This is a genomic window from Streptomyces sp. NPDC048211 (assembly GCF_043202315.1).
GTDB lineage: Bacteria > Actinomycetota > Actinomycetes > Streptomycetales > Streptomycetaceae > Streptomyces.
In genome coordinates, this window is record NZ_JBIDAD010000013.1 from 61,825 (window position 1) to 83,412 (window position 21,588).

Below are 21,588 nucleotides of genomic sequence, written 5' to 3' on the forward strand. Positions count from 1 at the left end.
CAGGAAACGGGCCGGCCCCCTCGCCGCGGGGCGAGGGGGCCGGAACACGTTCGGGCGGGACGGGGCTCAGCGCTTCTGGTGACCGGCCTTCAGCGAGAGCTGGTCCAGGTTGGCATCGCACTGGTCGCCCTCGTTGCACGAGATCATCAGGGTGTTCGGCCCCTTGGTGAGGTTGACGTAGGCGTACGTCGTCGTCCACCCCTTCTCCAGATCGCCCTCGGGGGCGTTGGCGAAGTTCGTCATGTTGATGGAGCGCGGGGCCTCGGCGTTCACCGTGAGGGACGTCTTGGCGTCCTTGCCCGGCACGCCGTACGTCACGAACAGCGTGTACTCGCCGGCCTCCGGCACCTCGACGGACCAGGTCGCGGACCGGCCGACCGCGTTGAGGTTGATGTACTGCCCGTTGCTGCTCTTGGCGCCCTTGACGGAGTTGTCGAGCCCCGCGTCGCCGCCGAGCTTCAACGACGCCGCGTCCTGCTTCGGGAGCTCGACGGGGGCCTCGGACGTCTGGGACTGCTGCGGGGTCGGCGACTGCTCGACCTCGCCGGCCGGACCGGCGGAGGACGTGGCCTCGTCCTTCTTCTTGTCCTTGCCGTCGTCGTCCGTCATGAGCGCGACACCGATGCCGATCAGCACGACGGCGACCACCGCGAGCGCCCCGATCAGCAGACCCTTGGTGTTCGGACCACCCCTGCCGGAACCGGAGCCACCGCCACTGCCGCGGCCGCCCTGGTGCGGCACCTGAGCGGTGGCGGTGCCACCGGGGTACGTCTCCGGGGCCGCGTACTGCGCGTTCGGCTGGCCGTACTGGGCGTTCTGCTGGCCGTACTGCCCGTTCTGCTGGCCGTAGGGCGCCTGGGTCTGCCCGTAGGCCTGCTGGGGCGGCACCTGCCCGTACTGGCGCTCGCCGACGGTCCGCACCTGGTTGTACGAGGTCCGCGGCACGCCCGGCTGCGCGGCGGGACCCGGGTAGCCGTAGCCGCCCTGTCCCGGCGGCTGCGCGCCGGCTGCCTGACCGTCCTCGTAGAGGTAGCCGAACGGATCGTCGTCCTCGGGTGTGCTCGCGCCGTTGTTCCCGGCCATCCCTGGGTCACTCCTCACCATGTCGCCAGCCGTCGCCGAATATCGCCAGCCGTCGCCGACCGGCCGAGCCTACCCCGAACGGCCCCCACCAAGAATTGCCGGAGGTGGGGCGGGAACCGGGGTGGGGTACACGGCGCACCCGCCGGACCACGGGCCCGCGAACGTCAGCCGGCGCGGCGGTGAACCTTCGAACGCGACCGCTTCTCGACGTACATCCGCTGGTCGGCGGAGCGCAGCACCTCTTCGGCCGTCATGCCGCACGCCGCCCATCCGATGCCGAAACTCGCCCCGACCCGCACCGCCCGGCCGTCGACCCGAATGGGCGGAATGATGGCGTTACGCAGGCGTACGGCCAGGTCCGCGGCGTCCGCGGCCCCCAGCCCGTCCGCGAGAACGACGAATTCGTCACCCCCGAGCCGGGCGACGGTGTCCCCGTCGCGGACGCACGTGGTGAGCCGGCGGGCGACCTCGATGAGAACCGCGTCACCCGTGTGATGACCGAAACGGTCGTTGATCGACTTGAAGCCGTCCAGGTCGCAGAAGAGGACCGCGAGCCCCTTCGCCCCGTCGTCCTTCGCCGTGTCCGGTGCGACGGAATGCACATGGTGGTCGTACGGGCCCACCCCGCGCCCGGCGTCGAACCCGTCGGCGGGGAAGCCGGGCGCCCGCGTCTCGTCGACGTCGCCGTACGCCGCGTCCAGCGCCTCCACGTCGGTGGACACCATCGCGTGCGGACGCTCGCACAGCCGGGCACTGAGCCGGGCCCGCAGCTCCGCGCTGTTGGGCAGCCCGGTCAGGGCGTCGTGCGAGGCGCGGTGCGCGAGGTTCAGCTCGTGGCGCTTGCGCTCCTCTATGTCCTCGACGTGCGTGAGGAGGAAGCGCGGCCCGTCCGCGGTGTCCGCGACGACGGAGTTGCGCAGCGAGACCCAGAGGTAGGTGCCGTCCCGGCGGCCCAGCCGCAGCTCGGCGCGGCCGCCCTCGGCGGAGGTGCGGAGCAGGGTGCCGATGTCCTCGGGGTGGACCAGGTCGGCGAAGGAGTAGCGGCGCAGTACCGAGGCGGGCCTGCCCAGGAGCCGGCACAGGGCGTCGTTGGTGCGCAGCAGCCTGCCGTGCTGGTCGCCACCCATCTCCGCGATGGCCATGCCGCTGGGGGCGTACTCGAAGGCCTGGCGGAAGGACTCCTCGCTGGCCCGCAGCGCCTGCTGCTCCCGCTCCAGGCGGACCAGGGCGCGCTGCATGTTTGCTCGGAGCCTGGCGTTACTGATCGCAATGGCCGACTGGGACGCGTACATCTGGAGCGCCTCGCGCCCCCAGGCGCCGGGCCGGCGGCCGTTGCGGGGGCGGTCGACGGATATGACGCCGAGGAGGTCCAGACCTCCACCGGAGGCGTACATCGGGGCGTAGAGCCGGTCCTGCGGGTGCCACTCGTCCTCGAAGCGCGGCTCGGGGCCCTCGGTGTGCCACTGGGGAACGTCGTCGTCGAGGAGCACCCAGCCGTCGGTATGGGGTATGAAGCGGAGTTCATCCCATATTTCACCCATGGCCAGCCGGCGTTCCCAGGAGGTACGGGAGCCGACGCGGCCGGTGATCAGAGCCTCGGCGGCGTTGTTGCCGGCGAAGGCGGCGACGACGAGGTCACCGTCGGGACGCACGAGGTTGACGCAGGCAAGCTCGTAACCGAGACCGGCGACGATTCCGTCGGCGACGGTCTGCAGAGTGTCGGCCAGGCTCCGCGCCGTATTGAGATCGGCCACGGCCTGGTGCAGCTGCCGCATCGTCGCAAGACGGACGTACGGCTCCGACTCGGCCTCCATCGCTCGCTCTCCCCGAGACCTCGACAGCACTCCAGATTTCATATCGACGCACTAGACGTACTTACTGCAGTGTCACGGCCACTGAATCACAGTGAGCTGTGCACCCGGTACACAGGGTCAACAAATATTGCGCTCTGTGACTCAAGTCACAACAGATGGTGAAGGGTCCCACGTGTCACCGTTCAGTGGTCCGTCCTCTTCTTGAACGCAAAACGCAAACCCCTCCGCCACGGACCCGCGACGGGCTGGTCCTAGGACCTGGCTGGTCCCCTGGCCCGATGCGGGGGCCCACCGTACGCGGCTAGCGTTCCCGGTGTGTTGCAGACGAAGCCTCCCGCCCCGCGTACCGAAGCCGTCCCCCATGCTGAGGGGGTGAGCAACGACGAGTTCCGCGGCGCCCTCGCCCGGCTGGCAGCCGGAGTGGTCCTGATCACCGCACAGGAGCCCCCGCTCGACGAGCACGGGCGCGGCGAGGACGTGGGCATGACCGCGACCGCCTTCATGTCCGTCTCACTCGATCCGCCGCTGGTCATGGTGAGCCTGCGCAACGACTCCCGGATGGACGACCTGCTGGCGGAACAGCCGCTGTGGGCCGTCTCCGTACTGTCGGAGAGCCAGCGGCACATCGCGGGGCGGTTCGCCATGAAGGGCCGGATCAGCGACCGGCTGCTCTTCGAGGACATCCCCTATGTACGGGGAGAGGTCACGAGCGCACCCCTGGTCGGGGGCGCACTCGCGACCCTGGAGTGCCGCACCGAGCAGCGGATCACCGCGGGGGACCACACGCTGGTGATCGGCCGGGTGCTCGGGGCGCAGCTGCCGAGCGGGGACGGCAGCCCGCTGACGTACTTCCGCGGGCGTTACCGGCAGCTGGGCTGACGGCAGTTCCGCAGGCGCTACCCGCAGCCGGGCCGACGCGGTTCCGCAGGCGCTACCCGCAGCCGGGCCGACGCGGTTCCGCAGGCGCTACCCGCAGCCGGGCCGACGCCGCCGTCCGGGAGTGGCCGGCGGCGGACGGGGGCCGCAGCCCGTCGGGCGTGGCTACCAGTCGCGGCCGGAGCGGCCGCGCTTGGTGTCGCCGCGCTGCTTCTTCTCGCGCAGCCTGCGTTCGTTGATCCCGCGCGGGATCTTGCGCTTCACGCGCGGCTTGGGCGGTGGCGCCGTGGCCTCGGCCAGCAGGGCGGTGAGCCGCACGGCGGCGGTCTCGCGGTTGCGCCACTGCGAACGGTGCTCCGAGGAGCGGACCGACACGACGCCGTTGACCAGCCTGCTCGCCAGCCGTTCCAGCGCGCGCTCCTTCCACACCTCGGGCAGCGACTCGGTGGCCGCGAGGTCGAAGCGCAGCTCCACCTGGGAGTCGCTGGTGTTGACGTGCTGCCCGCCGGGCCCGGAGGACCGCGAGAAACGCCACATGAGCTCGGCCTCCGGCAGGGAGACCGCACCGCGGATGACATAGGGCCCGGACATGACACCCATGTTCCCCGCCCCACAGGGGGTTCGTCACCTTCTTTTGCCGCCCGCCTTCCCCCGTCTGCCCGCACCCCGTCATCAGTTCGGTAAAGAAAGTAAAGGCGGAAGGAACCTCCCGGTCCCCTGCCTGCGTTATGACCTGTGACGGTAGCTTCGTGATGGCACGAAGCCCGCACACGACAGATGAAAGGGACTCCCCATGGCAGTAAGCCTGTCCAAGGGCGGCAACGTCTCCCTCACCAAGGAGGCCCCCGGCCTCACCGCCGTCACGGTCGGCCTCGGCTGGGACGTCCGTACCACCACCGGCACCGACTTCGACCTCGACGCCTCCGCGATCGCGGTCAACGCCGCGGGGAAGGTCTTCTCCGACGGGCACTTCGTCTTCTTCAACAACAAGGCGACGCCGGACCAGACCATCGTGCACACCGGTGACAACGTCACGGGTGAGGGCGAGGGCGACGACGAGCAGATCAACGTCAACCTGGCGGGCCTGCCGGCCGACATCGACAAGATCGTCTTCCCGGTGTCGATCTACGACGCCGAGACCCGCAGCCAGAACTTCGGCCAGGTGCGGAACGCCTACATCCGCATCCTCAACCAGGCCGGCGGCGCCGAGATCGCGCGCTACGACCTGAGCGAGGACGCCGCCACCGAGACCGCCATGGTCTTCGGCGAGCTGTACCGCAACGGCGCCGAGTGGAAGTTCCGCGCCGTCGGCCAGGGCTACGCCTCGGGCCTGCGCGGCATCGCGCAGGACTTCGGCGTCAACCTCTGACGCTCCGTACCTCCGCTTCACCGAAGCCCCCGGCCGAACGTCCTGCGGTCGGGGGCTTCGGCGTGCGCCCGTACCACTGACCGAACCCAACGGCGGGACCAACACGCGGTGTTGTCCAATCGAAGGAAGTCCGCCGGATAGCGGACACAGCCGCATCCCAGTCGGACAAGAACTGGTCAAAGAATTGTGAGGTAATTGTTGGTACACCGTCAAAGGTGGTCATTCGGTGGCACGCTCTCCGCTCGTAACCCCCCACGGAACGAGCAACGGAGAGCACATGACCCCCCACATGAACACCCGTCGCGCCGCAGCCCTGGCCGCCGTGGCCGCGATGGTCGTCGTCGGAGTGCAGACCGGTGCGGCGAGCGCCAACCCGAACACCCCCGGTGACGGTCCCTCCGCTTCTCCCCGCACCACCTCGCCCGCCTTCAGCAGCGCCTCCGCACGGACGTCCGCCATCAAGTCGGCCCAGACCGAAGCCTCTTCGGCCGCCGACACCCTGGGCCTCGGCAGCCAGGAGAAACTGATCGTCCGTGACGTGATCAAGGACGCCAACGGCACGGTCCACACCCGCTACGAGCGCACCTACGCCGGGCTGCCCGTCCTCGGCGGCGACCTCGTCACCCACACCGCGAGCAACGGCAAGCTCAAGAGCGTCACCAAGGCGACGAAGGCGAAGATATCCGTGCCGTCGACGACGGCGAAGATCAAGACCGTGGCGAGCGCCCGCAAGGTGATCTGGGCGGGCGGCTCCAAGCCCGTCCTCGCCCTCGAATCCGTGAGGACCGGCGTGCAGAAGGACGGCACCCCGAGCCGCAAGCGCGTCATCACCGACGCCACCACCGGCAAGGTGCTCCGGAGCTACGAGGAGATCGAGACCGCCGGCATCGGCAACAGCCAGTACAGCGGCAAGGTCGACCTGACCACCACCGCGTCCGGCTCCGGCTTCGAGCTGACCGACGGCGACCGCGGCGGCCACAAGACGTACGACCTGAACCAGGGCGAGAGCGGCACCGGTGACCTGGTCACCGACGACGACGACACGTGGGGCGACGGCACCGGCAACGACCGCCAGACCGCCGCGGTCGACGCCCACTACGGCGCCGCGCAGACCTGGGACTTCTACAAGTCGGCGCTCGGCCGCGACGGCATCGCCGGTGACGGCAAGGCCGCCTACTCCCGCGTCCACTACGGCGACGCGTACGTCAACGCGTTCTGGGACGACAGCTGCTTCTGCATGACGTACGGCGACGGCGCCGACAACAAGAGCGCCCTCACCGGCCTCGACGTCGCCGGCCACGAGATGAGCCACGGCCTGACCGCCTCCACGGCCAACCTCGACTACGCCGGCGAGTCCGGCGGTCTCAACGAGGCCACCAGCGACATCTTCGGCACCTCGGTGGAGTTCTTCGCCGACAACGCCACGGACGTCGGCGACTACCTCATCGGCGAGAAGATCGACATCAACGGCGACGGCACCCCGCTGCGCTACATGGACAAGCCCAGCAAGGACGGCGGCTCGGCCGACGCCTGGTCCAGCGGCGTCGGCGACCTCGACGTCCACTACTCCTCCGGTGTCGCCAACCACTTCTTCTACCTGCTGGCCGAGGGCAGCGGCGCGAAGACCATCAACGGCGTCGACTACGACTCCCCCACCTCCGACGGCTCCACCGTCACCGGCATCGGCCGGGACAAGGCCGTCCAGATCTGGTACAAGGCCCTCTCCGAGTACATGACCTCGACCACCGACTACGCGGCCGCCCGTGAGGCGACCGAGAAGGCGGCGACCGACCTGTACGGAGCGGACAGCGCCGAGCTCGCCTCGGTCAGCGCCGCCTGGGCCGGCGTCAACGTGGGCTAGTCCCCACCTCGTTGCCCCGGGAGCCGGTCAGCCGTCCGCGGCGGACCGGCTCCTGCCGTACGCCCCGTCGGCCGCCCGCGTCGACGTGACACCGTCCCCGGCGACTGACACGCCCCGTCAGCCGTCCGCGTCCGGGCGGTCCTTCCCGTACAGCCAGTCCTTCCACAGGTCCGACAGGTCCTTCCCCGTCTTCTTCTCCACGTACGCGGTGAAGTCCGCCGTCGAGGCGTTGCCGTGCCGGTGCGCCTTCGTCCAGCCGGCGAGCAGCGCGAAGAACTCCTCGTCGTCGGCGACCGCCTCGCGGATCTTGTGGATCACCATGGCCCCGCGCCCGTACACCGGCTGCGCCGAGATGTCCGCCGCGCTCGGCGGATCGGCCGGCGGGAACGCCCAGTTGTCCTCGTTCTCGTACGCCTCGTCGAACGACTCCTGGGCCGGGGTGTCCGCCTTCTCCTCCTCCCACAGCCACTCCGCGTACGTCGCCAGGCCCTCGTTCAGCCACATGTCGCGCCAGGTGGCGGGGGTGACCGAGTCGCCGAACCACTGGTGCGCCATCTCGTGGACGAGCAGCCCGATGCTCGGCGGGCCGGGGAAGAACGGCCGGTTCTGCGTCTCCAGCGCGTAACCCGCGTCCCCCTTGCGGTCCACGATCGCGCCGGTGGCGGAGAACGGGTACGGGCCGAAGTGCTCGGCCTCCCACTTCACGACCTCGGGCACCCGGGCCACCGTCGCCGCGCTCGCCTTCGCCGACTCCGGGTCCACGGCCGTGAACACCGTGATGCCGCCCGCCATCGTCGACGTCTTCGTCTCGAAGCGGCCGACGGCCAGGGTCGCCAGGTAACTCGCCATCGGTTCGGCGGTGTGCCAGCGGTACGTGGTGCGGTCACCGGCCGTCACCGGCCGGCCGGCCGGCACTCCGTTGGAGACCGCCGTCAGCCCCTTGGGGACGGTGACCTCCAGGTCGTACGAGGCCTTGTCGCCCGGGTGGTGGTTGCCCGGGTACCAGGCCATCGACCCGGTCGGCTCACCGAGGGCGAGCGAGCCGTCGTCGGTCGGCAGCCAGCCCTCCTCGGACTCGTCCGGATCGGTGATGGTCTTCGGGGAGCCCGAGTAGTGGACGACGGTACGGAACGTCTCGCCCTTGTGGAGCCGGTCCTCGACCTTCGCGTCCGTACGCAGCGTCAGCTCGTTGCCCGCCCGGTTGACGGCGGCCGGACGTCCCTCCACGGTCGCCGAGTCCACGGTCAGACCGGCGAGGTCGAGGTTGAACGAACTCAGGTCCTGGGTGGCCCGCGCGGTGATCACCGCGGTCCCGCGCAGCGTCTGCGCGTCCGGGTCGACGTCGAGCGTGAGGCCGTAGTGCGTCACGTCGTAGCCGCCGTTGCCGAGCTTCGGGAAGTACGGGTCGCGCACGCCGGACGCGCCCGGCTCGCCCTCCACCGTGCCCGTTCCGGCGGTGCAGGCGGGGGCGAGAACGGCGAGGGCGAGCAGCAGGGCGGCGGCGGGCCCGGCCGCCCTGCGGGGTGTGCGTGCCGTGCCGCTCGCCGCGCTGTCTGCTGTGCGTGCCGGGCCGCTTGCCGCGCTGTGTGCTGTGCCGCTTGCCGCGCGACGTGCCCGGGGTCGGTGATCCACACCGGTGATCCTATGCGTGGAATGTCGGGGTACGGGGGTCGACCGGACCGCCCCGGCCCGCCCCCGTAACTCTCCGCGGCCGTCAGAGCACCGCGATGCCCAGGGGCCGCTCACCCGCCGGCAGCCGGACCGGGGCAGCCCTCCCGGCGAGGTCCACGACCGTGATGCCGTTCCAGTAGCCGTCCCGCGTGAAGCCGCCGGTGACGTACGCCGTGCGGCCGTCCTGAGACACCGCCACATCCTCGTGCGGGCCGTCCAGTTCCACCACGCGCTCGCTGCCGTCCGGCTTGCGGACGGTCAGGGACGCGTCCTCGTCGTCCGCTGCGATCGGGCCGGTGCCGACGACGAGCAGCGTGCCGTCGGGCGTCATCGTCGCGCCGTGCTGGTGGGTGTCGGCCGTCATCCGCTCGACGGCCACCTTGCCGGTACGCGGATCGAGCACCGCCAGCCGCTCGCCCTCGAAGGGCAGCAGCAGCTTCCCGTCCCCGGGCCGGACGACCGCGTAGTGCGGCTTCAGCCAGGAGCCGAGACCGCCCTCCGTGCCGTACGGAGCCACCTCCATGCGCCGGGTGCGCAAGGTGTCCGTCCGGACGGACGTCACGTCGAAGGAGTCGTGGCCGGTGGCGTACACCTCGTCGCCGGCGGGCGAGACGTCCACGTCGAAGGGGCGGCGGCCGACCGGGGCGGTGCCCGTGACCTCGCGGGTCTCGGTGTCGATCACCTCAAGGGCCCCTTCGGCATCCGGGACGTTGACGCCGACGTAGACGTGCCGGCCGTCGGGGGCCAGCGCGATCCCCATGCCGCCGCCGCGGTACTCGCCGGTGGTGACGGGTCCGGTCTCCGTCTCGTACGGGATACGGGTCTGCCGGGTGCGGGACTTCGTGTCGACGACGGCGACGCCCTCGGCGGTCGCCACCCAGGCCCGGCCGTCCGCCCCGACCACCAGCCCGTACGGGGCGGTGCCGACCTCGACCCGGTCGAACGCCCCGCGTTCCGGGTCGACGAACGTCACGGTGTCGCCGCCGAAGTCGGCGACGAGGAGCGTGCCGTCGGGGGTCCTCCCGGCCGGGGCCCGCGCGGTCGGCGTGGATTGTGCGGTCGGCGTGCCCTGCGCGGCCGGTGCGTCCGGCGGGCTCGTGGCCTCCGTGGCGCAGCCCGCGAGCACGATCGCGGCCGCCGGCACAAGCACCGCGCGGCGGGCCCTCACCGGGCCTTCCCGTCACCGGCGTCCCGCAGGAGCGCCGCGATCTCCGCGAAGCCGCGGCGTTCCGCGTGCGCCAGGGCCGTGACGCCGTCACCGTCCGGCAGACCGGGCGTCGCACCGGCCGCCAGCAGCAGTTCGACGATCTCCTGGTGCGCCCGGCCGCCGTCGCCGAGGATCACGGCCTCCAGCAGGGCCGTCCAGCCCAGCCGGTTGACGTGGTCGACGTCGATGTCGGTGACCCGGAGCAGCTCCCGGACGTACGCGACGTGGCCCCGCTCGCTCGCCGGGATCAGCGCGATGCCGCCGAAGCGGTTGCGGAGCTTCAGGTCCGGCCCGGCCGGCAGCAGGACGTGCAGCATCGCGACGCTGCCCGTGACCCCGGTGGCCAGCCAGGGGCTCTCCTCCCGGCTGTCCTGCGCGTCGGGGTCCGCGCCGGCGTCGACGAGCAGCCGGGCGGCCTCCACATGGCCGCCGTGGACGGCCAGGAGCAGCGGGGTGCGCAGCTCCCCGTCGCGGACGTCCACCCGGGCTCCGCCCTCGACCGCGGTCCGCACGGAATCGGTGTCGCCGGTGCGTGCGGCGTCGAGCAGTTGCTGATCGAGGGCGTTCATATCCGTCTCCCGTGGGTGGTAACGACCGTGAATAGTGACGATCGTGCCTGGTGACGACCGTGCGTGGCGCATCTGTGCGCGTGACGACCGTGTGTGGGTGGTGCGGTCACGATCATGCGTGAGTGCGCCCGTGGGCGGTCACGACCGTGCGCAATTCCGCCCCTGCGCGGTCACGACTGTGCGTGGGTGCGTCCGCGCACGATCACGGCCGTGCGTGAGTCCGCCCATGCGCGGTCACGACCGTGCGTGAGTCCTCCCGTGCGCGGTCACGACCGTGCGTCAGTCCGCCTACTTGGCGAGGGCCGCGACGCCGGCCGCGGCGAACTTCTCGTCGAGGTCGCCGCTGGGTGCGCCGGCCACGCCGATGCCCGCCACCGGAGCACCCTTGACCTGCACCGGGGCGCCGCCCGCGAGGAAGAGGGTGCCGGGGATGTCCTTCAGGTTCGGAGCCTGGGCGAGGCGCTTGGCCAGCTCGGAGGTGGGGGCGTTCCAGGACACGGCGGTGTACGCCTTCTTCTCGGCCGACTCGTAGGCCTGCGGGCCGGCGCCGTCGCCGCGCAGGGTCAGGATCGTGTTGCCGTTGCGGTCGACGACGGCGACGGCGACGCGCTGGTTCTCCTTCTCGGCCGCGTCGAGGGCGGCCTGCGCGGCCTTCGACGCGGCGTCCACGGTCAGGTGCGTGGACTGCTGGAGGTTCCGGTTCGCGGTGTCGGCCTTGACGGTGGTGGCGGACGCGGCGGCCGGCGCGGAGGCGTTCGCGGACATCGCGCCGAAGGTGCCGGCTCCCAGAGCGGCGGCGGCGACGGCACCGGTCAGGACACGGGTGCGCAGCGAGATCTTCTTCATGGTGGGCTCCTCAGCGGGGTGGTGCGTGGCTTCTGCGTTCTGTGTTCCATCGTTGGGCCGGTTCCGGGCCCGTACGGTCGTCGTACCGGCTCGACGCCGCGCGCGGGACGGTGGACGGCCCCATCGGCCGATCGGTTGATGCGGGGGTGGCCTTTCGGGGTGACGATGAAATGTCCGCGCAGGTCAGCAGCGGGCCACGGACGGGAGCAGGGGGTGGGCAGGTGGAGCGGCGAAGCCCGTCGGTACGCGGCGCCCGCCAGGCCGCCGACCCCGGCACCCGCGCGCTGGCGCTGCTCATGCACGCCGCGTTCTTCCTGCTGCTGGGCGCCTCGCTGACCCGGTTCCTGCTGCGGCACCCCGGGGAGACCCGCACGCCGTGGATCATCGGCCTGTCCGTCGCCCTGGCCGTCCTCTACGTGCTCGGCCCGGTCCTCGGCTCGCGGCCGACACCGCGCAGCCTCGTCTGGCTCGGGGCGCTCGTCGCCGTGTGGATGGTGCTCGTCGTCCTCGCGCCGAGCTTCGCCTGGTGCGCGGTCCCGCTCTTCTACACCGGGCTGCGCATCCTGCCGCCGCGGGCCGCGCTCGCCCTGGTCGCGCTGCTGACGCTGTTCGTCGTCGCCGCGCAACTGCGGCTGGCCGAGGGCTTCGACCCCAACCTGATCCTCGCCCCGCCCGCCGTGGCCGCCGTCGCGACCGCCGTGTTCGTCCACATGCAGCGCCAGGCGGAACGCCAGGGCGAGCTCATCGACGACCTGCTCCGCACCCGCCGCGAGCTGGCCGCCACCGAACGGCGCGAGGGCACCCTCGCCGAACGCCAGCGGCTCTCCATGGAGATCCACGACACCCTGGCCCAGGGCCTGTCCAGCCAGCAGATGCTGCTCCAGGCCGCCGACCGCACCTGGGACGCCGACCCTGCGACGGCCCGCCGCCACGTCCGTACCGCCACCGGCATCGCGGAACGCAACCTCGCCGAGGCCCGCCGCTTCGTCCACGACCTGGCCCCCGCCGACCTCGCCGAGGGCGGCGGCCTGGAGGCGGCACTGCACGCCCTCGCCACCCGGGAGACCGCACAGGCCGAGGGCCGGCTCACCGTCCGCTGCCATGTCGAGGGCACACCGCACTCCGGCCTTCCCGACCGGGTGCAGTCCGCGCTGCTGCGGATCGCCCAGGGCGCCCTGGCCAACGTCACCGAGCACGCGGGCGCCACCGAGGCCGCCCTGACCCTCACCCACCTCGACGACCGGACCGTCCTCGACATCGCCGACAACGGCCACGGGTTCACCCCCGCCGCCGGAACCGGGCCGCCCGACGGAGTGCGCGGCCACGGACTGCCCGCGATGCGCGCCCGGCTCCGGCAGCTCGGCGGCACCCTGACCATCGAGTCCGCGCCCGGCGAGGGCACCGTGGTGACCGCCACCGTGCCCCTCGACGACGCGGCCGGCCGGCCCCTCACCCCACAGGACCCCGCATGACCGCCGCGCACCCGACCGTCCGCATCCTGCTCTGCGACGACCACGCCGTCGTACGCGCCGGACTCCTCGCGCTGCTGGGCAGCGAACCCGACATCGAGGTCGTCGGCGAAGCCGGCAGCGGCGAGGAGGCGGTCGCCCTCGCCGCCAAGCTCGCCCCCGACGTCGTCCTGATGGACCTCCAGCTGGGCGAGGGCATCGACGGCGTGGAGGCGACCCGCCGCATCGTGGCCGGCACCGACGGCGCCCACGTCCTCGTCCTCACCACGTACGACACCGACGCCGACATCACCCGTGCCATCGAGGCGGGTGCCACCGGCTACCTGCTGAAGGCCGAACGCCCCGAGGAACTCTTCGCCGCGATCCGCTCAGCCGCCGAGGGGCGCACCACCCTGTCCCCGCCCGTCGCCAGCCGCGTCATGGCCCGGATGCGCACACCGCGGCCCACCCTCACCGACCGGGAACGCGACATCCTGGGCCAGCTCTCCCAGGGCCTGGGCAACCGCGACATCGCCCGCGCCCTGTTCATCAGCGAGGCCACCGTCAAGACCCACCTGGGCCGCATCTACGACAAACTCGGCGTCGACACCCGCGCCGGGGCGGTCGCCGTGGCCAAGGAACAGCGGCTCCTGCCCTGAACAGCGCCCCGCACCGGTGCCCCCGCATCCGCTGATGCGGGACCGACACGCCGGGCATGACACCATCGAACCGTGCTCGACATCGGCTACTCCCTCTCCCGACGCTTCCCCGATCCCCCGCAGACCGACTACCGCCGAGCGGACGTCCACGCCCTGCGCCACGATCTGTTCTCCGGGGACGTCTACCTCGCGGACACCAAGGAGGACCGCGAAGTATCCACAGCCTGGGGATGGGTGCCGGTGCTCGACTTCGCCTGGGCGCTCTGCGACATCGTCGAACAGATCGACCAGGACCCCCGCGGCAACCGCTCCCACCGCCGCCAGTTCGCCGAACTCGACTTCACCGAGTCCTCCGACCGCATGCTCTTCGAGCGCCGCTTCGGCTGGGTCGACGTCGAGGCCGACTGGATGCCCGCCGAGGAAGCACCGCTCACCTTCAGCCACTCCGTGCTGCGCCGCGAGGCCCGCGACTTCCTGCACGATCTGATCGCCGACCTCGCCGACATGCACGAAGGCCTCGCCGACAACCCCACGGTCTGGGACCTCCAGGCCCGCTTCCCCCGCCTCTGACCCGGCGCCGTCCCCTGCGCACCCCGGCCCCGCGCCACCCCCGTCACACCTCCACCCGCACCCCGATCTGTGCCGCGAACGCCGGAGCCAGCTCCATCAGCTGCGCCGGGCTGATCACCGCACCGGCCAGCCGCTCCACGCCCCGCGCGATGTCCAGCTCCGCGACCGTCCGCAGATCCACCGACTCCATCCGCACCGCACTGAAATCGGCCCGCTTCAGCACACACTCCCGGAACTCCACCCGGGTCAGCTGCGCACCGCCGAAATCCGGCTCCGACAGCACGCACCCCTCGAACACCACGTCCTTCAGACGGGCCTTCCGCAGATTCAGGTAGTCGATCTTCCCGCCCTTGATCAGGACCCGCTCCAGCACGGCCCCGTGCATCTGCACCCCGCCCAGCCGCGCGTCCACGATCTCCACGTCGCGCAGCGACACCTCCGCGAGATCGGTGCCCACCCCCCGTACCCCCGTCAGCACCGAATCGATGAACCGGGCCCTGACCAGCTCCGTACGGTCCAGGGCGCAGCCGTCGAGAGCGCAGTCCATGAACCGCGCACCCGGACCCGACTCGTCCGCCAGGTCGACGGAGTCGAACCGCACGCCGTCGTAGTCCCCGTCCGGCTCCAGCCCGCCGCCCTCGTACGCCACCAGAGACGGCAGCCGCACCTCGGGCCGCCGCGCCTCGGCGACACCGCCCTTGCCGGCCCTGCCCGTACCGCCACCCCTACCGCTGCTGCGCACCATGCCCCCATCGTGACGCACCCCACTGACAACGCCCGCCGACGCCGCTCGCCGGCCCCCGCCACCGAGTGCCGCGGCGCGTCCACCCCTCCCCTTGACCTCAAGCGCACTTGAGGAAGGAGGGTGGCGGAGTCACCGAGACCCACCCCGGGGAGCCCGCCATGCACGCCGTCCGCCTCCACACCTTCGGCCCCGCCGAGAACCTCACCTACGAACACACCGACGACCCCGTGCCCGGCCCCGGCCAGGTCCGCATCGCCGTACGCGCCGCCGGCGTCCACCTCCTCGACACCGCCCTGCGCGAAGGCATGACCGGGCCCTACCCCGCACCCACCCCGCTGCCCACCGTCCCCGGCCGTGAAGTCGCCGGCCTCGTCGAGTCACTCGGCGAGGGCACCGACCCCGACTGGCTCAGACGGCGCGTCGTCGCCCACATCGGCAACGTCCCCGGCGGCTACGCCGAACTCACCGTCACCGAGGCCGACAAGCTCCACCCCGTCCCCGACGGCCTCGACGACGCCGAAGCCGTCGCCATGATCGGCACCGGCCGCACCACCCTCGGCATCCTCGGATTCACCGCACTCGGCCCGGACTCCGTCGTCCTCGTCACCGCGGCCGCAGGCGGCATCGGCACCCTGCTCGTGCAGTACGCCAAGAACGCCGGAGCCACCGTCATCGGACTCGCCGGAGGACCCGCCAAAACCGCCCTCGTCCGGGCCAACGGCGCCGACCTCGCCGTCGACTACACCCTCCCCGACTGGCCGCGCCACGTCCGCACCCACCTCGACGGCACCGGCCGGAGCGCCACCGTCGTGTACGACTCCGTCGGATCCACCACCGCCCGCGCCGCCGTCGGCCTCCTCGGCAAGGGCGGACAGCACGTCGTCTACGGCTGGTCCGGCAGCGGACTCCACGACGGCCGCCCGCTCACCTTCACCGCCGAGGAACTCGCCGCACGCGCCATCACCTCCGAGAGCGTCCTCGGGCCCGCCATGATCCGGCGGGGCGGCGGCCTGCGCGCCCTCGAAACCCGCGCACTCGCCGAAGCCGCCGCCGGACGGCTGCGCCCCGCCGTCCAGCGCTACCCGCTCGCCGAAGCAGCCGCCGCCCACCGCGCCCTGGAGACCCGCGGCACCACCGGCAAGGTCGTCCTCATCCCCTGACCCCGCAGGTCAGCCCCCGAGCTCCGCCAACGCCCCGTCCGTCAGCCGGTACACCGTCCACTCGTCCTGCGGCCGCGCACCCAGCGACTCGTAGAACGCGATGGACGGGGCGTTCCAGTTCAGCACCGACCACTCCAGGCGCTCGTAACCCCGCTCCACACAGATCCGCGCCAGCTCCGTCAGCAGCGCCTTCCCGTGCCCGCCGCCGCGCCGCTCGGGACGCACGTACAGATCCTCCAGATAGATGCCGTGCACCCCACGCCACGTCGAGAAGTTCAGGAACCACAGGGCGAAGCCGACGATCGAGCCGTCCTCGTCGGACACGGCGATGTGCGCGTACGCGGCAGGACGCTCACCGAACAGCGCCTCGTGCAACTGCTCCTCGGTGGCCCTCGCCTCGTGCAGCGCCTTCTCGTAATCGGCCAGTTCACGGACCATCGCGTGGATGGCGGGGACGTCGGCAGCGGTAGCGGTACGAATCATGGGGGCAGCGTAAACAGCACCGGACCGGCCCCTACACCCGCCCCAGCAGCCGCCGCGCGACCTCAGCCTGCTCCGGCACCAGCCGCCGCTCACCGCTCTCGGCGCCCCAGCACGCGTTCTGCAGCACCCGCCCCAGCGTCCACGCCCGCGCCCGCCCCCGGTCCAGCCCCAGCACCCCCGTCAGCAGATCGAACCGCCCCGGCACGTCCGCCGCGTCGAACCGGTCGACCAGCGCCGGAAACAGCTCGAACCCCGCATCACCCGCCAACGGCTTCGGATCGATCGCCACCCACTGCCCGCCCCGCCCGGCCAGCACGTTCCCGAAGTGCAGATCCCAGTGCAGCAACCGGTCCCCCGGCTCCCCCGCCACCTCCCGCACCGCCGCCGCACAGTCCGCCACCAACCGCCGCTCCCCCTCGTCCACCAGCAGCTCCACCACCGCCGGCGCCGTGCCCACCAGCCGCGCCGCCACGTCACCCAGCCCCCGCAGGCCCGCCCCCGCCGGAACACGCACCGCCGTCAGCCCCGCCAGCAGCTCCGCGACCACCCGCACCGCCTCCCGCGCATCCGCCACCCCCGACAGCGCACGGTCCCCCTCCAACCGCTCCAGCAACATCGTCCCCGTCGCCGCGTCGTGCTCCAGCAGCTCCACCGCACCCGCCGACGCCTCGCCCCACAACCGCAGCGCGACCGGCTCCCCCGCCGTCTCCTCGTCCACCGGCTGCAGCTTCAACGCCGCCCGGCGCCCGTCCGCCACCCGCACCACCGGAAGAACCAGCGCACACACCCCGTACGACGAACCGCCGTCCGGCCGCAGCCCCCAACGCTCCAGGAAATCCGCCGCCATCCCCGGCAACGCGGCGACGAACGCCCGCCCCGCCTCACCGTTGTACGTGGACTGTGTGGCGATCAGCGCATCCGGAATGTCAATCACGGCCCCGATCCTAGGAGCGTGCGTCAATCGGCTATGACCCCGAGCCACCCCGCCCCGCCCACACGGCCCCGCCCCGCGCCCGCCACGTGGATCCGCGGCGCCGGCTCATGGATCCGCAGCGCCCCCGGCACCTACGTCTGGCTGACCGTCCTGTTCGTCACCACCGTCATCGTCCACCAGATGTCACCCGCCTTCGAGGAGGACTTCCTCCGCCAGCGGTCCACCAACATCCACGAACTCTCCCGGAACCCCGTCCGCGTCCTCATCAGCAGCGCCTTCTGGATCGACAGCGGCCGCTGGCTCCCCTACGCCGTCCTCTACACCGTCTTCCACGCCCCCGCCGAACGCCGCCTCGGCACCCTGCGCTGGCTCACCGTCGCCGCCACCGCGCACGTCCTCGCCACCCTCGTCAGCGAAGGCGTCCTCGCCTGGGCCATCCGGCACGGCCACGCCCCCGCAACCGCCGTCAACACCCTCGACGTCGGCGTCAGTTACGCGCTCGCCGGCGTCGTCGCCGTCCTCACCTACTACGTCGCACGCCCCTGGCGGTACGTCTACCTCTTCGCCGTCCTCGTCATCTACGGCGTCCCCCTCGTCACCGGCGCCACCTTCACCGACGTCGGCCACTTCACCGCCGCCCTGATCGGCCTCGCCTGCTACCCACTGACCCGCACCCGCCACGAGACGAAACCCACCCCCGCCCAGTAACGTCCCGCCACAACAGCCACGCAGCCACCCGGCCACACGGACAAGCAGGGGCAACATGAGCACCGTCAGCACCGTCAACGGCGGCATATCCTTCTGGTACGCGAACCGGGGCACCCCCACCCCCCGCGAACCCCTGCCCGGCGACAGCAACGCCGACGTCTGCATCGTCGGCGGCGGATACACCGGACTCTGGACCGCCTACTACCTGAAGAAGGCCGTCCCCTTCCTCAACATCACGGTCCTGGAAGCCAAGTTCTGCGGTTACGGCGCCTCCGGCCGCAACGGCGGCTGGCTCTACAACGGCATCGCCGGCCGCGACCGCTACGCGAAACTCCACGGCCACGACGCCGCCGTCCGCCTCCAACAGGCCATGAACGACACCGTCGACGAGGTCATCCGCGTCGCCGCCGAAGAGAAGATCGACGCGGACATCCACAAGGGCGGCGTCCTCGAAGTCGCCTACACCCCCGCCCAGCTCGCCCGCCTCAAGGACTTCCGCGCCGTCGAGATCGCCTTCGGCGAGACCGACCGCACCCTGCACGGCGCCCGCGAAACCGCGAAACGTATCCGCGTCACCGGCGCCGTCGGCTCCAGCTGGACCCCCCACGGCGCCCGCCTCCACCCCGCCAAACTCGTCACCGGACTCGCCGACGCCGTCGAGGCACTCGGCGTCACGATCCACGAATCGACCCCCGTCACCGAGATCAAGCCCAAGCACGCCGTCACGCCCTACGGCACCGTCCGCGCCCCCTACGTCCTGCGCTGCACCGAAGGCTTCACCGCCGGCCTCAAGGGCCAGAAGCGCACCTGGCTCCCGATGAACTCCTCCATGATCGTCACCGATCCCCTCCCCGCCTCCGTCTGGGAGACCATCGGCTGGGACGGCCGCGAGACCCTCGGCGACATGGCCCACGCCTACATGTACGCCCAGCGCACCGCCGACGACCGCATCGCCCTCGGCGGCCGCGGCGTCCCGTACCGCTACGGCTCCGCCACCGACAACGACGGACGCACCCAGCCCGCCACCATCGAGGCCCTGCGCGAACTCCTGATCCGCCTCTTCCCCACCACCGCCGGCACCCCCATCGCCCACGCCTGGTCCGGCGTCCTCGGCGTCCCCCGCGACTGGTGCGCCACCGCCACCCTCGACCGCTCCACCGGCCTCGGCTGGGCGGGAGGCTACGTCGGCTCCGGCGTCGCCACCACCAACCTCGCCGCCCGCACCCTGCGCGACCTCATCCAGCAGGACTCGGGCCAGTCCGGCCCCACCGAACTGACCGCCCTCCCCTGGGTCAACCACCGCGTCCGCCGCTGGGAACCCGAACCCCTGCGCTGGCTCGGCGTCCACGGCATGTACGCCGCCTACCGCGCCGCCGACCGCCGCGAACTCACCTCACCACGCCCCGGCACGGACCCGATCGCGAAGTTCGCGGACCGGCTGTCGGGGAGGGGGTGAGCGGGTCCGGCGCGGGAACCGGACGGGCCGGTCCGGCCCGTCCCGCGCCATACCCGGCCGCAGGCGCGGTACCGGCGCCGGTCACCGCTCGCGGACCCTCCGGCCGCCCGCCATGCTGAAAGAGGCAGCCCTTCCCGGCCCCTCCGGGCCCGAAGGGCAGGACCCGGGGAATCCGAGAGGAGAAACCCATGCGCGTGCGACGATTGGTGGGCCTCGGCCTCGCCACGGCAGCCCTCGCGGGCACGAGCGCCCTCGGCGCCGCCGCCACCGCTCAGGCGGCACCCGTGCCGCCTGTCACCGTTGAGGAGTGCGTGGCCCAGGGCGGAGTCGTCACGAATGTGGAGCCCAACCGTGCCTGTGAGTTTCCCGACGGCAGCGTGATCGGCATCGACTTCGTGATCTACGGAGACCTGCTGACGCCGTAGCCGGGCACGGGGCCGGCAGTCGCGGCACATCCGCCGGAAAACGAAGGAACCCGGCCCGGGAGATCTCCCCGAGCCGGGATCCATCCCGGCCGAGCCCCCTATCGGATTCGAACCGATGACCTACGCATTACAAGTGCGTTGCTCTGGCCAGCTGAGCTAAGGAGGCAACACGCACGCCGCAATCACGCGCGCGAGCCCTCACTCTACACAGCGCCCCACACACCGATCCACGATGTTTTCGCCCCTGCCGCAAGCCGCCGGGCGTCCGCGCGAGCGACGCCGGGCCGACGCATTCGTCCAGTGCGCGACGCAGGCTTCCCGGGGGAGCCGGGCTGTCCGCCCTGCCGCGCCCCGCCCCACGCCCACCAGGAGAATTCCTCCCCAGAGAACTACTGACAGATCCGAAATCGCCAGGTAGCGTCGCTGATGGTTCACCCAGGTGGACCAGACCACTCCCTTTACAACGGATCGTCCGGCACGTTCCTGCCGGTTGAGGAGAAGATTCAGCATGGCCAGTGTCACGTTCGACAAGGCGTCCCGCGTCTACCCCGGTTCCACGAAGCCGGCCGTCGACCAGCTCGAGATCGACATCGCGGACGGTGAGTTCCTCGTCCTCGTCGGTCCCTCCGGTTGTGGCAAGTCGACCTCCCTGCGCATGCTCGCGGGTCTCGAGGACGTCAACGGCGGCGCCATCCGCATCGGTGACCGCGACGTCACGCACCTGCCGCCGAAGGACCGGGACATCGCCATGGTGTTCCAGAACTACGCGCTCTACCCGCACATGTCCGTCGCGGACAACATGGGCTTCGCGCTGAAGATCGCCGGTATCAACAAGACCGAGATCCGCGCGAAGGTCGAAGAGGCCGCCAAGATGCTGGACCTCACCGACTACCTGGACCGCAAGCCGAAGGCGCTCTCCGGTGGTCAGCGTCAGCGTGTGGCGATGGGCCGCGCGATCGTGCGTGAGCCGCAGGTCTTCCTCATGGACGAGCCGCTGTCGAACCTCGACGCCAAGCTCCGTGTCTCCACCCGTACGCAGATCGCCTCGCTCCAGCGCCGCCTGGGCATCACGACCGTGTACGTCACCCACGACCAGGTCGAGGCCCTCACCATGGGTGACCGCGTCGCGGTCCTCAAGGACGGTCTGCTCCAGCAGGTCGACTCGCCGCGCAACATGTACGACCGCCCGGCGAACCTCTTCGTGGCCGGCTTCATCGGCTCCCCGGCCATGAACCTGGTCGAGGTCCCGATCACCGACGGTGGCGTGAAGTTCGGCAACAGCGTCGTCCCGGTCTCCCGCGAGGCGCTCACCGCCGCCGCGGACCGTGGTGACCGCACCGTCACGGTCGGCATCCGCCCCGAGCACTTCGACATCGTCGAGCACGGCGGCGCCGCCGCGAAGTCCCTCACCAAGGACTCCGCCGACGCCCCGGCCGGCCTGGCCGTCTCGGTCAACGTCGTCGAGGAGCTCGGCGCCGACGGCTTCGTCTACGGTGCTGCCGAGGTCGGTGGCGAGCACAAGGACCTGGTCGTCCGCGTCGGCGGCCGCGCCGTCCCGGAGAAGGGCACCAAGCTCCACGTCGTGCCGCGCCCGGACGAGCTGCACGTCTTCGCGACGTCGACGGGCGAGCGTCTCACCGACTGACGCGCATCAGCTGTACGGTGGCCCCGCACGTTCTCCGTGCGGGGCCACCGCGCGTTCGG

Annotated in this window: 21 protein-coding genes and 1 tRNA gene; 11 read left to right on the plus strand and 11 right to left on the minus strand. The window is 71.6% G+C overall.

All coding sequences use genetic code 11. The annotated features are described in order from the left end of the window. Nucleotides 1–66: 66 nt before the first annotated feature. Entirely contained in the window at nucleotides 67–1,083 is a 1,017-nt protein-coding gene (locus ACGFZA_RS35005; RefSeq protein ID WP_385283524.1) for a carbohydrate-binding protein, read from the minus strand. Nucleotides 1,084–1,247: 164 nt separating this feature from the next. Then, nucleotides 1,248–2,897, minus strand: coding sequence for a diguanylate cyclase CdgB (gene cdgB / locus ACGFZA_RS35010; RefSeq protein ID WP_385283527.1), 1,650 nt, complete (start codon nucleotides 2,895–2,897; stop codon nucleotides 1,248–1,250). 372 nt (nucleotides 2,898–3,269) lie between these two features. Between cdgB and ACGFZA_RS35015 the strand changes: the two genes are divergently transcribed. Further along, the gene (locus ACGFZA_RS35015; RefSeq protein WP_385283530.1) at nucleotides 3,270–3,776 is read left to right on the plus strand and encodes a flavin reductase family protein; all 507 of its coding nucleotides are present in this window, start codon (nucleotides 3,270–3,272) and stop codon (nucleotides 3,774–3,776) included. Between the two features lie 162 nt (nucleotides 3,777–3,938). Here the strand turns inward: ACGFZA_RS35015 and arfB are convergent, their stop codons facing one another. Continuing rightward, nucleotides 3,939–4,364, minus strand: a complete 426-nt coding sequence (gene arfB / locus ACGFZA_RS35020) for an alternative ribosome rescue aminoacyl-tRNA hydrolase ArfB (protein ID WP_326737765.1) — start codon at nucleotides 4,362–4,364, stop codon at nucleotides 3,939–3,941. 202 nt (nucleotides 4,365–4,566) lie between these two features. Between arfB and ACGFZA_RS35025 the strand changes: the two genes are divergently transcribed. Both ACGFZA_RS35025 and ACGFZA_RS35030 read left to right on the plus strand, forming a co-directional pair. After that, on the plus strand, nucleotides 4,567–5,142 hold the full coding sequence (locus ACGFZA_RS35025; protein WP_328895462.1) for a TerD family protein: 576 nt from the start codon (nucleotides 4,567–4,569) through the stop codon (nucleotides 5,140–5,142). A 277-nt stretch (nucleotides 5,143–5,419) separates the two neighbouring features. Next, entirely contained in the window at nucleotides 5,420–7,003 is a 1,584-nt protein-coding gene (locus ACGFZA_RS35030; RefSeq protein ID WP_393684503.1) for a M4 family metallopeptidase, read from the plus strand. A gap of 117 nt (nucleotides 7,004–7,120) precedes the next feature. On the opposite strand, the gene ACGFZA_RS35035 is transcribed toward ACGFZA_RS35030, so the two are convergent. The 4 genes from ACGFZA_RS35035 to ACGFZA_RS35050 form a co-directional block, all read right to left on the minus strand. Then, entirely contained in the window at nucleotides 7,121–8,494 is a 1,374-nt protein-coding gene (locus ACGFZA_RS35035) for a M1 family metallopeptidase (protein ID WP_393684728.1), read from the minus strand. Nucleotides 8,495–8,717: 223 nt separating this feature from the next. After that, entirely contained in the window at nucleotides 8,718–9,842 is a 1,125-nt protein-coding gene (locus ACGFZA_RS35040; protein WP_385283541.1) for a YncE family protein, read from the minus strand. Beyond that, entirely contained in the window at nucleotides 9,839–10,450 is a 612-nt protein-coding gene (locus ACGFZA_RS35045) for an ankyrin repeat domain-containing protein (protein WP_385283544.1), read from the minus strand. The genes ACGFZA_RS35040 and ACGFZA_RS35045 overlap by 4 nt, the downstream gene beginning before the upstream one ends. 288 nt (nucleotides 10,451–10,738) lie before the next feature. Then, on the minus strand, nucleotides 10,739–11,296 hold the full coding sequence (locus ACGFZA_RS35050) for a heme-binding protein (RefSeq protein WP_393684506.1): 558 nt from the start codon (nucleotides 11,294–11,296) through the stop codon (nucleotides 10,739–10,741). 170 nt (nucleotides 11,297–11,466) lie between these two features. On the opposite strand from ACGFZA_RS35050, the gene ACGFZA_RS35055 reads away from it, so the two are divergent. The 3 genes from ACGFZA_RS35055 (at nucleotide 11,467) to ACGFZA_RS35065 (ending at nucleotide 13,973) form a co-directional block, all read left to right on the plus strand. Then, nucleotides 11,467–12,768 carry a sensor histidine kinase gene (locus ACGFZA_RS35055; RefSeq protein ID WP_385283549.1) on the plus strand — a complete coding sequence of 434 codons (1,302 nt, stop codon included), beginning with the start codon at nucleotides 11,467–11,469 and terminating at the stop codon, nucleotides 12,766–12,768. Further along, nucleotides 12,765–13,403: a response regulator gene (locus tag ACGFZA_RS35060; RefSeq protein WP_385283551.1), complete on the plus strand. Its 639-nt coding sequence runs from the start codon at nucleotides 12,765–12,767 to the stop codon at nucleotides 13,401–13,403. The genes ACGFZA_RS35055 and ACGFZA_RS35060 overlap by 4 nt, the downstream gene beginning before the upstream one ends. A gap of 72 nt (nucleotides 13,404–13,475) precedes the next feature. Beyond that, nucleotides 13,476–13,973: a hypothetical protein gene (locus tag ACGFZA_RS35065; protein ID WP_393684509.1), complete on the plus strand. Its 498-nt coding sequence runs from the start codon at nucleotides 13,476–13,478 to the stop codon at nucleotides 13,971–13,973. 43 nt (nucleotides 13,974–14,016) lie between these two features. Here ACGFZA_RS35065 and ACGFZA_RS35070 read toward each other — a convergent pair whose 3' ends face one another. Next, on the minus strand, nucleotides 14,017–14,718 hold the full coding sequence (locus tag ACGFZA_RS35070) for a pentapeptide repeat-containing protein (RefSeq protein ID WP_385283556.1): 702 nt from the start codon (nucleotides 14,716–14,718) through the stop codon (nucleotides 14,017–14,019). A 158-nt stretch (nucleotides 14,719–14,876) separates the two neighbouring features. Here ACGFZA_RS35070 and ACGFZA_RS35075 point away from each other — a divergent pair, with 158 nt between their 5' ends. Continuing rightward, entirely contained in the window at nucleotides 14,877–15,878 is a 1,002-nt protein-coding gene (locus ACGFZA_RS35075; protein ID WP_393684511.1) for a zinc-binding dehydrogenase, read from the plus strand. A gap of 9 nt (nucleotides 15,879–15,887) precedes the next feature. On the opposite strand, the gene ACGFZA_RS35080 is transcribed toward ACGFZA_RS35075, so the two are convergent. Beyond that, complete coding sequence (locus ACGFZA_RS35080) at nucleotides 15,888–16,361, minus strand: GNAT family N-acetyltransferase (protein ID WP_385283562.1); 474 nt, start codon at nucleotides 16,359–16,361, stop codon at nucleotides 15,888–15,890. 31 nt (nucleotides 16,362–16,392) lie between these two features. Beyond that, nucleotides 16,393–17,295 (minus strand): aminoglycoside phosphotransferase family protein, encoded by a 903-nt coding sequence (locus ACGFZA_RS35085; RefSeq protein WP_385283565.1) that lies wholly within the window; start codon nucleotides 17,293–17,295, stop codon nucleotides 16,393–16,395. A gap of 33 nt (nucleotides 17,296–17,328) precedes the next feature. Between ACGFZA_RS35085 and ACGFZA_RS35090 the strand changes: the two genes are divergently transcribed. The 3 genes from ACGFZA_RS35090 (at nucleotide 17,329) to ACGFZA_RS35100 (ending at nucleotide 19,884) form a co-directional block, all read left to right on the plus strand. Then, nucleotides 17,329–18,003 (plus strand): rhomboid-like protein, encoded by a 675-nt coding sequence (locus ACGFZA_RS35090; protein ID WP_385283613.1) that lies wholly within the window; start codon nucleotides 17,329–17,331, stop codon nucleotides 18,001–18,003. 55 nt (nucleotides 18,004–18,058) lie between these two features. Then, the gene (locus ACGFZA_RS35095; RefSeq protein WP_393684513.1) at nucleotides 18,059–19,459 is read left to right on the plus strand and encodes an NAD(P)/FAD-dependent oxidoreductase; all 1,401 of its coding nucleotides are present in this window, start codon (nucleotides 18,059–18,061) and stop codon (nucleotides 19,457–19,459) included. 188 nt (nucleotides 19,460–19,647) lie between these two features. Beyond that, nucleotides 19,648–19,884, plus strand: a complete 237-nt coding sequence (locus tag ACGFZA_RS35100; RefSeq protein WP_385283571.1) for a hypothetical protein — start codon at nucleotides 19,648–19,650, stop codon at nucleotides 19,882–19,884. Between the two features lie 92 nt (nucleotides 19,885–19,976). Here ACGFZA_RS35100 and ACGFZA_RS35105 read toward each other — a convergent pair. Continuing rightward, nucleotides 19,977–20,050: transfer RNA gene (locus ACGFZA_RS35105), tRNA-Thr, on the minus strand. Nucleotides 20,051–20,392: 342 nt separating this feature from the next. Between ACGFZA_RS35105 and ACGFZA_RS35110 the strand changes: the two genes are divergently transcribed. Beyond that, nucleotides 20,393–21,529, plus strand: a complete 1,137-nt coding sequence (locus tag ACGFZA_RS35110; protein ID WP_385283579.1) for an ABC transporter ATP-binding protein — start codon at nucleotides 20,393–20,395, stop codon at nucleotides 21,527–21,529. Nucleotides 21,530–21,588 lie beyond the last annotated feature (59 nt).

Excerpts from the sequence above, each read along its gene's own strand:
- ACGFZA_RS35050 (WP_393684506.1), bottom strand. The coding sequence starts at position 11,296 with ATGAAGAAGATCTCGCTGCGCACCCGTGTCCTGACCGGTGCCGTCGCC.
- ACGFZA_RS35100 (WP_385283571.1), top strand. The coding sequence starts at position 19,648 with ATGCGCGTGCGACGATTGGTGGGCCTCGGCCTCGCCACGGCAGCCCTC.
- ACGFZA_RS35090 (WP_385283613.1), top strand. The coding sequence starts at position 17,329 with ATGACCCCGAGCCACCCCGCCCCGCCCACACGGCCCCGCCCCGCGCCC.
- ACGFZA_RS35005 (WP_385283524.1), bottom strand. The coding sequence starts at position 1,083 with ATGGCCGGGAACAACGGCGCGAGCACACCCGAGGACGACGATCCGTTC.
- ACGFZA_RS35075 (WP_393684511.1), top strand. The coding sequence starts at position 14,877 with ATGCACGCCGTCCGCCTCCACACCTTCGGCCCCGCCGAGAACCTCACC.
- ACGFZA_RS35055 (WP_385283549.1), top strand. The coding sequence starts at position 11,467 with ATGTCCGCGCAGGTCAGCAGCGGGCCACGGACGGGAGCAGGGGGTGGG.
- ACGFZA_RS35030 (WP_393684503.1), top strand. The coding sequence starts at position 5,420 with ATGACCCCCCACATGAACACCCGTCGCGCCGCAGCCCTGGCCGCCGTG.
- ACGFZA_RS35060 (WP_385283551.1), top strand. The coding sequence starts at position 12,765 with ATGACCGCCGCGCACCCGACCGTCCGCATCCTGCTCTGCGACGACCAC.
- cdgB (WP_385283527.1), bottom strand. The coding sequence starts at position 2,897 with ATGGAGGCCGAGTCGGAGCCGTACGTCCGTCTTGCGACGATGCGGCAG.
- ACGFZA_RS35045 (WP_385283544.1), bottom strand. The coding sequence starts at position 10,450 with ATGAACGCCCTCGATCAGCAACTGCTCGACGCCGCACGCACCGGCGAC.
- ACGFZA_RS35080 (WP_385283562.1), bottom strand. The coding sequence starts at position 16,361 with ATGATTCGTACCGCTACCGCTGCCGACGTCCCCGCCATCCACGCGATG.
- ACGFZA_RS35070 (WP_385283556.1), bottom strand. The coding sequence starts at position 14,718 with ATGGTGCGCAGCAGCGGTAGGGGTGGCGGTACGGGCAGGGCCGGCAAG.
- ACGFZA_RS35025 (WP_328895462.1), top strand. The coding sequence starts at position 4,567 with ATGGCAGTAAGCCTGTCCAAGGGCGGCAACGTCTCCCTCACCAAGGAG.
- ACGFZA_RS35095 (WP_393684513.1), top strand. The coding sequence starts at position 18,059 with ATGAGCACCGTCAGCACCGTCAACGGCGGCATATCCTTCTGGTACGCG.
- ACGFZA_RS35110 (WP_385283579.1), top strand. The coding sequence starts at position 20,393 with ATGGCCAGTGTCACGTTCGACAAGGCGTCCCGCGTCTACCCCGGTTCC.
- arfB (WP_326737765.1), bottom strand. The coding sequence starts at position 4,364 with ATGTCCGGGCCCTATGTCATCCGCGGTGCGGTCTCCCTGCCGGAGGCC.